Raw genomic sequence first — 1785 nt, 5'->3', positions numbered from 1 at the left:
GGATTGGCTCGCGCTCGCCGAGTGGGTGCAAAGCTGGAGCGCGAGCGAGGTTCAATCGTCACTGGCGAGCGTGGCCGAACGAGCGCGTCTCTTGCGTGAAGTAGGCTTATACGACGAATCGCTGAGCGAATGGCTTGATGGGTTGCGGCAAGCGGGTGAGGAACCGCTACGCTTGCTCGATCTGTCCCAGCGTGCCTATCAGGCTGGCGCAATCTATCCGGCGCTGCTCGCCGCCGAACGGCTGGCACGGACAACGCCGCCGGAAGCGAACCCGCCGCCACCTGCTCTGCTCCGCCTGCGTTTCCCGACGCCATATCCCGAACTCGTGCAGCGGGAAGCGGCGGCATTCGGTGTCGATCCGCTCTTGTTCTACGCACTCATCCGCCAAGAGAGCCTTTTCAACCCGGCAGCGACTTCTTGGGTTGGCGCGCGCGGTCTAGCCCAAATCATGCCCGACACCGGGCGCGGCATCGCCCAAAACCTCGGCGTCAGCGACTTTCAGCTCGATGATCTCTACCGGCCCCACATCAGTATTCGCTTTGGCGCATTCTACCTAGGCCGCCGGATCAGAGACATGAACGGCAGCCTGCACGGGGCATTGGCTGCCTACAACGGCGGCTTAGGCAACGCGCAACGCTGGGCCGGCGGCAATGTGGTCGCTGATCCTGACCGCTTTGTCGAAACGATCGATTTTAGCGAAACGCGCAACTATGTGTGGGCAGTGTATGCGTTTTATGGGGTGTATCGCGGAATGTACGAGTCCACCCGATAATCGGTGTCAGTCCAAAGGTCAGCAAGCTTTTGACGTAAAGATTGCGCGACAGTAGCCGAGCCATCTGAACAGGTTGGAGGAGGGAGTCAGTCACGAGTTTTTTGACAAGACTGTTGGTACCACTCATAATTATCGTTACACGTAACAACACTCCTCGTATGAGCCCCTGTTACTGCGCAGCAACATCATTCAACGATCACGCCACCTTCAGCCGGTAAGACGACCTCCGATGCAATGCATTGCAAGGGGATGCGCGCATGGAACTGCTCTTCAGCTTGTTCACTATCATTATCCTCACCGCCAGTATTGTGTACGTCTTGCTGCAAGATTGGCAAGCAACCGCGAACCGGCTGTTTACTGTTTACATCTGGTTCACTGGTGCTGAGTATTGCCGGCGCCGTACGATATACTAGCCGCAATCCCACCGAGATCTGGCTGCTCTCTGGACTGCTTACCTCGTTGTTAGCAGCTATTTTTGGCTTGTTCGTTTGGCTCATCATGATCGTTTTTATGCCCCATCGCTACCGCCAACCAGTGGTGCGTTGGGCCGCCGTTGCGCCATACGCCGTGATGGCGGTCTTGCTCGCGATCGATTGGTATGGCCGCTTTGGTCTGGTCGGCGGTGATGTTTTTCGGGAAGAGATTGGCCGCTTGAGTTTTGTGCGCGGGCCTTTTTCTGGCCTGCGCTGATGTACATCATCGGTTGCGTGATTGTGCCGATTGTGATGCTGGTGACAATTACCGTGCAGCATCCCAAAATGCGCAGCCTTGCACTTTGGTTAACAGCAGGGGCGGCATTGACCTTAGTGACTGGCTTCGTCTTTCGCGAATTAGGCATGGTAACGCTGACCTACGTCAGTCTCTTACCGCTTCATGTGGTATTTGGTTGGGGCGTCATTCGCTACGGCGTCTTCCGGCCTTCGCAAATCGCGTTGCAAGTCGCAGTCGAGAACCTGCCCGACGGTGTGCTGATCCTCGACGCTGGCCGTTATGTGCGGTTTGCCAATCGCGCG

General features: G+C 57.0%; 4 protein-coding genes. All 4 read left to right on the top strand.

The window, feature by feature from the left end:
• The coding region (locus U9R81_RS17630; RefSeq protein ID WP_322496731.1) for a lytic transglycosylase domain-containing protein at positions 1–772 on the top strand (772 nt) is incomplete at its 5' end.
• Positions 773–1029: 257 nt separating this feature from the next.
• On the top strand, positions 1030–1185 hold the full coding sequence (locus U9R81_RS17625; RefSeq protein WP_322496730.1) for a hypothetical protein: 156 nt from the start codon (positions 1030–1032) through the stop codon (positions 1183–1185).
• Between the two features lie 97 nt (positions 1186–1282).
• Entirely contained in the window at positions 1283–1462 is a 180-nt protein-coding gene (locus tag U9R81_RS17620; protein ID WP_322496729.1) for a hypothetical protein, read from the top strand.
• Positions 1462–1785: PAS domain-containing protein (locus U9R81_RS17615; protein WP_416180986.1), on the top strand; the 324-nt coding region annotated here is incomplete at its 3' end. The genes U9R81_RS17620 and U9R81_RS17615, both read left to right, overlap by 1 nt.

This window comes from Chloroflexus sp. (assembly GCF_034435895.1).
Classification (GTDB): domain Bacteria; phylum Chloroflexota; class Chloroflexia; order Chloroflexales; family Chloroflexaceae; genus Chloroflexus.
The sequence above is the reverse complement of the archived record's forward strand: the minus strand, read 5'-3'. Positions and strand labels throughout refer to the sequence as shown.

Excerpts from the sequence above, each read along its gene's own strand:
- U9R81_RS17620 (WP_322496729.1), top strand. The coding sequence starts at position 1,283 with ATGCCCCATCGCTACCGCCAACCAGTGGTGCGTTGGGCCGCCGTTGCG.
- U9R81_RS17625 (WP_322496730.1), top strand. The coding sequence starts at position 1,030 with ATGGAACTGCTCTTCAGCTTGTTCACTATCATTATCCTCACCGCCAGT.